This is a genomic window from Oscillatoria sp. HE19RPO, from assembly GCF_024220515.1.
GTDB lineage: Bacteria > Cyanobacteriota > Cyanobacteriia > Cyanobacteriales > Laspinemataceae > Laspinema.
Genome location: NZ_JAMXOT010000228.1, coordinates 1 through 7,200, shown reverse-complemented (window position 1 = coordinate 7,200; position 7,200 = coordinate 1). Strand labels below are relative to the sequence as shown.

The 7,200-nt window shown below is 45.6% G+C and carries 5 protein-coding genes and 1 pseudogene; all 6 read right to left on the bottom strand.

The features are described 5' to 3' along the window. On the bottom strand, window positions 1-1,052 hold a 1,052-nt coding region (locus tag NG833_RS20210), incomplete at its 3' end, for an ISAzo13 family transposase (RefSeq protein ID WP_375293932.1). A gap of 68 nt (window positions 1,053-1,120) precedes the next feature. Beyond that, entirely contained in the window at window positions 1,121-1,516 is a 396-nt protein-coding gene (locus NG833_RS20205; protein ID WP_309143872.1) for a helix-turn-helix domain-containing protein, read from the bottom strand. A 260-nt stretch (window positions 1,517-1,776) separates the two neighbouring features. Further along, the gene (locus NG833_RS20200) at window positions 1,777-2,202 is read right to left on the bottom strand and encodes a hypothetical protein (protein WP_254567072.1); all 426 of its coding nucleotides are present in this window, start codon (window positions 2,200-2,202) and stop codon (window positions 1,777-1,779) included. Between the two features lie 245 nt (window positions 2,203-2,447). Next, window positions 2,448-2,700: pseudogene (locus NG833_RS20195) on the bottom strand (IS5/IS1182 family transposase); the annotation flags it as partial. A gap of 199 nt (window positions 2,701-2,899) precedes the next feature. Then, window positions 2,900-5,167: a DUF1565 domain-containing protein gene (locus tag NG833_RS20190; protein ID WP_254567071.1), complete on the bottom strand. Its 2,268-nt coding sequence runs from the start codon at window positions 5,165-5,167 to the stop codon at window positions 2,900-2,902. Window positions 5,168-5,574: 407 nt separating this feature from the next. Continuing rightward, the gene (locus NG833_RS20185) at window positions 5,575-7,017 is read right to left on the bottom strand and encodes a DUF1565 domain-containing protein (RefSeq protein ID WP_254567070.1); all 1,443 of its coding nucleotides are present in this window, start codon (window positions 7,015-7,017) and stop codon (window positions 5,575-5,577) included. Between the last annotated feature and the right edge of the window lie 183 nt (window positions 7,018-7,200).

The window sequence follows — 7,200 nt, the reverse complement described above, 5'->3', positions numbered from 1 at the left end:
TTAACTAGGACTTGCAAGCTAGTCAAAGGTCTACCCCGCCAATTTTGAGTCAGATGACAGAATAAGCGATGCTCAATTTTATTCCATTTACTGGTCCCCGGAGGAAAATGACAGACTTGAATCGTTTTCTGAATTTCGTCTGCTAACTCTTGAAGTTTTAACTTCCAAAGCCTCGACCGATAGCTATTACTCCCTCCACAATCTGCGGCGATCATTATTTTTTGACTATTAGGATAACAATCTTGACCCATTGACTGCCACCAATGACGAATTGATGACACCGCAAATTCTGCCGTGTCATGGTCAATTCCCACATTTATCCATCCTTTGTTCTTGGTTAAATCATAAATTCCATAAGGAATCGCTTTACCCAAGTGTGGGTCTATAAAATCATGCATTCGGACCTCAATAGGCTGCTCCTTAAGGCTCCACTCGGCTCCTCCGTTTTTAAAATCTCCAATTAATTCCTTTTTTTTAGTATCAACAGAAATTACGGGTTCCTTGTCGGCTTGAAAACGTTTCACCTCAGAAGCAATATGTAAAAATTGCTCATCTCTATCTTGACAAGATGAGCCATCCCGAGTTTTTCGATTTGATTGTAAGCTATAGCCTAGATAATCCAGTAAATTGTAGACACTTTTTGAACTGATTCGGTGTCCCCCACGATTTAGCTCCGTGGCAAGTTTGGCTACACTTTTAGAAGTCCATTTTAGTGGGGACTCCGGATCTCCCAAGGTCATGGGTTCTATCAAAGATTCCAAATCGGATAGCAGCATTCCATCTTTTTCTTCTAGTAATCGACGTCCACCACCTTCTTGACGGATGCGTTCTCGGTCTTGTTCTGATGGAGTATCCGAGGATTCAGACAGTTCACGGCTCCCTGAATTTATTGTGGTCCGGGATAGTCCAGTTGCTTTAGATACAAGCGTTACACCTCCCCATCCCAAAGACCGCGCTTCAATTGCGGCCCAAATCCGTCGTGTTTTTTCATTCAAATAAGGTAATAATGACTCATATTTATCTCGAATGCTTTTTAGGGTTTCATTGTCCACAATTGTATGGCTCGCCGCAGCGCTACTTCTTAAGTATCCCACCGGGGGTCTAATTGGTCAAGTTATTTTTACACGATTCCTATTCCTCTTTTAACGACTTCGGATGCCAATTCTTGGTGGGTCCATTCATTGATTGGCCGCTGACTTTGTGAGGGATGTTCACAGGCCACTGCCACAATTTGGACAATCTTATCTACCGTAAATGTGGCGGGCTTACCGGAACGAGGTTGATCACTTAAAACCAATATAATCAGTTGAATTAATTTTTTATCGCTAGTTGCGGAGGTTTCGGCTTCCGCCAGTGTAGCTGAGGCCGAAGCCCATCGCGAGCGCCACATCCGCACTTGATTCCGGTTCATTTCCAACCGATTGGAGATTTCGGTATTATTGATTCCATCAGCAGCCAACAAGACTAACTTGGCCCTTTCTACTAACCGATGGGGATTAGTTGCTTTGCGCGATATTTGTTCTAGTAACTGATGTTGCCTGGAAGATATTGTACAGACTTGAGCTTTTGGAGTAGGTATGATTGATTAAGTCAAGATCGAACCGTGAGGCGAGGCCCCTGGCAGGGACCACTCTGCCTCTTCCTCTCATTATAGCTGATTATGTTCTTTTGCACATCTGCACTAGGGTGGCCAGCATCACTTTAATTTGAGCTAAATCTGGTCTATGATCTTTACTGTACCCGTATCGAAATAATCCTTGTTCATTCACGCCACAGCTATGTTGATGCACTGGTAGTATCTAGGCGGACTCGCTCGGCTTTTAAGTCATACACTTGTATGAGGTTGCCCCCCAGTTCTTGCTCAAATTTCTCCCAAGGCAAGGTGTTACTTAGGTATCGCAATACTGCTTGTAATCGGTCATCACTTAAATCTAAGGCTCTGATAGCAGTCCCAGTAGAAATACTTAAGGTCTCTAATCGATTTTCTACCCAGGACTGAACGTGGCTTAATCGATGGTCTCCTTGTGATAAAATGTAACTCAACCATACTACCGCTACCCATCCTAGACTTATTCCCTGCCAGTTTCCATGAGTAATGAAGTGTTTGTCCAGTAGCTTTTGGATTCCCATCCGCTCTAATATGGCTAGTAATACAGGTATGTCATCTACTCTTTCGGCATTTAATTCTTCGTTGTTGTTCATCCCTATGTCCTGCCTATACTACAAAGGTTTGAGCTACAATACCCAGGCTCTTGAGGAGTCCTGATGTTTAGATAATCCTCTATTTTACACTAAAAACTGGTCAGCTCCATCTGGAGTTTTTAATAAAAGTCTCTCTCCCTTTAACTCTCCTACCATTTTTGAATGAACACTTGGTTATTTTTTAGTCATAAGGAAAGGATTAAATTGCCATCTTTTGTGCTTCTTTAAAAATGAGCGAACCGTAAGCGTACTGAGTCGGCTGCTTGTCTATCGGTTAATCCTTCGGCAAACTGCATTAAGGTAACCAACGCTAAAGAAGCCGGAGACCGGGCTAACTTACCACAGTTCGGGTAAAGCTCAAGAAAGTCTTTATCTGTATAGAGTCTTCCTAGTTCTTCATACATGAGCATATAAACGTTTCATGTACGGGAACGAGGCCCTTGCCACGGCAACGGTTTGTTCAGGAATAATCCATTGTTCTTGAGGATGAAGGGTCATGATTCACTCCATAAATTAGGGGAGAAACAGGGTAGGGTCCCTAAACCGCCATGAGTTTTTCTTGGGTACTATTTTAACGGGCTTGACTCTCCTAGGTAGGTAGGGGGTCAGGCCCCCTATGTGATTAGCCAACAGAATCCTATCAGTCAATGGCTATTCATTTTCACCGAATTTTACCCAATCTTCAGACAGTCCTCCCCTAATCTGTAAACCATAACCCTGATTCCGGTTTCAAGCGTTGTGCAAAGTCTTTTAAGGGGATGAATGCCCCGGTTTCTACCTGTTGTACAGGATTTCCCGCCGTTTCCCAGGGGAAGGGGAGTAAGGGGACTAATCCTTCCCCGGGATTACGCTGTTCTTCTCCTCCGAGGTAAAATAACAGATTGCTATCTTGGCAAATTCCCCCTGACTGTTCTACCAAACAAACCGCATTATTATTATGAACTCGTCCGGTAGAAAGCGCCATCGTCGATAAGTCTTGACCTGTTAAAGCTACAATTCTATTTAAACTAGAAGTGACTAACCGACAGCGGTTTAATCCCGAGTCCGAAGCGGTATTATTCCAGTTTAAAAAAGGTAGGGGAATAGACCCATTTCCGGTATAAGCAAAAGTGGCTAAACCGCCTTCATATTCCACACAACCAAATACCGTAGAGGTGACAGTTCTAGGAGGAAGGTCTAACCCCCAGTCTTGAATTCTAGCCGTTAATTGATTGCTCACTCCATTGTTTCTAAATAAATTATTCTCTCCGAGGGCAGATTCGGCCAATCCCAGGGTTAAAATTCCATAATTCTGATTATCTTCCAGAATATTGCCTTGAAGAGTTGGCGTTGCTGAGGCGGTAACCACGATGCCGTTACGGTTGCTGCGAATATGATTGTCTGTAATCGAGGGATTTGCCATGCCTGCGATCGCCACCGCAATTCCATTGTTAGTAAAATCATTATTTCTAATCTCTCCCGCCCCTTGCTGGAGTATAGAAATTCCATTTCCCCCATTATTAATAAACCGATTTTTTTCCAGAATAGGGGTAGCGTTTCCTCCGACTAAAATCCCTTCTCGGGGATTATCCATCAAGGTATTATTGCGAATCAAAGCAGTGCTTGTATCTTCCATCCAAATTCCCGTTCCGTTGGGATGGGGGTTGGTGAGGGTTACCCCTAAAATTTGGCTATTGTTTCCGGCAAATAGGGTATAATTTTGTCGTCCTGCAGTGCGCGTTGACGCAATTCCTCCCCCGCGAATGATTACCCCTTCTCCCTGCTGGGATTCATTGCCGATTAAAATTACCCCCGGATTCAGTTTCAGGGGAAAGGTTTCCCGGGCGCTATACAATCCCGGGGCGAGATAAATGACTGTTCCGGGACGCGCACCTTGTAGCGCATAGGAGATACTGCGAAAGGGATTGTCTTGGGTGATTCCGGCATTGGCAGCATTGGTGCCCTGATTGGGGTCAACATAATAAATCGTTTGTGCCGAGGCGATCGCCTCTGGGGAGGGGGTGGGAAACTCGGCAACGGGTGGAGGGGATGGCGATGTCTGGGGTGTCTCCGGTGTGACAGTTGGAGGGATGACAGGAGGTGGGGTACTGCGCGCCACGGGAGAACCATTGATGCGATCGATTTGACTGGTATAAGTCAGTCCATAGTAAATCATCCCCGGATCGATGGGCGTTTGATTCCAGGATAACTGGAGACTTTGGACGCGATCATTCGCTAAAAACTCACCGATATACATTCCACAACTGTTCTGGGCATTGACTTCTGGGGTACTGCAATTATTTTCGACTCCCCGTCCCCTGCCATGAATCCCGATCAGTTCGCCATTGGCATTAAAGATACCGCCCCCACTCATGCCACTGCGCGTCAGATTGCTGTAGAGTAAGCGATACCCGCCATCCTCCGAGGGGGGGGTCACTTCGGCGATCGCACCTTCGACTAACTGGCGACTGCGAATTTTTTGGCGCAAATCATCGGGATTGGGCCATCCACTCACAAACACCGGAGTTCCCGCCTGGAGAGGATTTTGGGCAGTTCGGGCAAAGGGATAGGTGCGATCGCTTTGCACCCGTAGTAACGCCAAATCCAATCCGGCGATCGTTTGTCCCAACTCTCCTGAAGGATGTCCCAGGGGAATAATATCTGGACTATTTTCCGAGGCATCAACGTAATACACCTGTCCATCAGGCATGGCGATCGCATGAAATCCCCCCCGTTTCCAAACCACGTGCAACGCAGTCAGCACATAATAACTATTTCCCTCCCGCGCTACAATCACCCCACTCCCGGTTTTTTCCCCTTCAATTAAAAACGCATCTCCCTGTTGGGTCAAATTCGGACTAATTAATACCGAAACTTGCCATGCCACCGCATCCACTTCCGCCGGAGTCAATGCTAAGACGAGAGGATTCCAGGTTGCCACGGCAACGGTTACAATTGTTGGTAATAATTGGTGTTTAAAATTCATATTGTAAATCCTTAAATATCCCCTCATTCCTCGTGACTTGGCTCTACCGAGTCACGAACCTTTGGAGGCTCTGCTTCCAGTCATTTATAGCGATTCCCACCGTTATAAAGTACATTTTTGGGAGGGGAGTGCGAGCATCTTGCTCGCTATTGTCATAGCGAGCAAGATGCTCGCACTCCTGTAAATATCTTTACTTCATGAGTCTAACAACCTCTATCTCCTATCTTTTAAGCAAGATGCAATGAGGCAAATCAGCCTGATTTTACCCAGAGATACCCTCAAAATTACAGCAACTAATTTCTGTGAAAATAAAAAAAGCGCAGAATAAACCGCGCCTTGATAGAGGCAAATTGCCCCAAGGTATTGAGGAGAAAAAACTAAAGAAACAGTGGCGATCGCCTGCACTGTTATTGAGTGACCGCGCTGACAAACCACAATCCCAATGCCGGTTGTAGATTGTGGGCCACCGATTCTAAAGGAGCGATCGCCTCCTCACCAAACTCTTGCACCGGATTGCCCTTGCCTTCCACACTAAAGGCAATCAACTGCCGTAACACTTGAGTCGGGTCACTGGCATTAAATCCGCTCAACGTGAACAACATATTATCCGGCTGACAACTGTCTTGTAAATCCTTCACCAAACAAATCACCCGGTCATTATTCACCCGTCCTGTCGCAAATAACATTTTATGCAATTGACCCCCATAAGCGGTCACCTTTTGGTTTAACTTCTGAGTCACTTCATTGCAGCGATTTTCCGGTAAATCCACCTCCGAACTCTTCCAAACAATCATCGCTTGGGGAATTGAGGCATACCCTTGTTGAGCCACCGTTGCATAATTGTTGCCGTAGGGTTCGCAGGTGAAATAAGCCCGCTGAATGCCCGTGGATTCTTCCGGAGTAGGCGGAATTCCCTGGGGATTGCGGGCGATTAATTGATTTTCCCGTTCGTTGCCGCGAAAGGTATTATTAGCAGCAATCTGAGGCTGAGATTCGGCGATCGCCACTAACCCATAATCGCTATTATTCTCGATAATATTCCCCTCTAAAACAGGACGCGCCGCTTGCGTCACCACAATCCCAATCCGATTTTGGTGAATATGATTACCGGCAACAACTGGGGCGGCATTATGCCCGATCGCCAGAGCAAAACCCGTATCCTGAAACACATTCCTGCGAATTTCCCCTTTCGACTCCTTCGTGACCGAAATGCCATTTCCTCCATTATACATAAACTGATTATTTTCAATAATCGGTTGCGCCGTCCCTGATACAAAAATTCCCTCGCGATTATTATTCGTAAAGGTACTATTTCTCACAATCGCATTGGCATTTTCTATCCAAACACCCGTCCCATAAGGATTAGGATTCGTAACGGTCACCCCGAGAATTTGGCTACTATCTCCGGCTAATATTGTAATATTTTGACCCGCCCAAATTCGGCTGAGATGGGTATTTCCTCCGGTAATCACCACCCCATCCCCGCGACCACTTTCATCCCCGCGCAGAATTACTCCCGGTTGCAGTTTCAAGGGAAAAACTTCCCCTGCATGATAACGTCCTGGGGCCAACTGAATCACCGTTCCCGCCTGAGCTCGTTCCAAAGCAGCGGTAATCGTTCTTAACGCATTCGCTTCACTTTGACCGGCACTGACTGAATCATTTCCCCGCTTGGGATCAACATAAATAATCCGTTGCTGGGCGTTCATACTCGGCTGAACTGTGGGAACATTTGCCAGGACTTTACCCCCATCGACTCTCTCTCCCTGACTTCCTAGAGTAACCGTTACTGCACTCAGTAACGATAAAGTAATTAAAACGAGGGGATAGCTGCTTATTTTATTCATCATAGACCAGTTCTTGTGGATTATCTTGATAGCAATTGAATCCAATGAACCCTGACGGTACTGATTAGTTACTTATTTTATGCCCGTCTAAATAAGCTAATTTTTTATAGATTTTCCGGATCTTTTTTTTATTTACTCAAGGGATTGGGGGTCATTTGTCATTTGTCATTTGTCATTTGTCATTTG